This window comes from Streptomyces katrae (assembly GCF_000966975.1).
GTDB classification, from domain to species: domain Bacteria; phylum Actinomycetota; class Actinomycetes; order Streptomycetales; family Streptomycetaceae; genus Streptomyces; species Streptomyces katrae.
The window spans coordinates 1-325 of record NZ_JZWV01001795.1; the positions used below are offsets into that span (position 1 = coordinate 1).

The following is a 325-nucleotide window of genomic DNA, read 5'->3' on the forward strand; positions in this document are numbered from 1 at the left end:
TCCCCGCCACGGTCGTCACGACGCCCGTAGGACGGACGGTCGCCACCACGGTCGTCGCGGCCGCCACGGAATCCGCCGCGCTCGTCGTCACGACGGGGGTAGGAGGGACGCCCGCCGCGGTCGTCGTCCCGACGCGGCGAGAAGGGACGGTCGCCGCCCCGGTCGTCACGACGGAAGGACGGGCGGTCGCCACCGCGGAACCCACCGCGCTCGTCATCACGACGCGGGTAGGAGGGACGGCCGCCACGGTCGTCGTCACGGCGGCCGTACGAGGGACGGTCGCCTCCGCGGTCGTCGCGGCCGCCACGGAAACCACCGCGCTCGT

General features: G+C 75.7%; 1 pseudogene. It reads left to right on the forward strand.

The window, feature by feature from the left end:
• A pseudogene (locus tag VR44_RS48720) lies at window positions 1-325 on the forward strand (hypothetical protein); the annotation flags it as partial.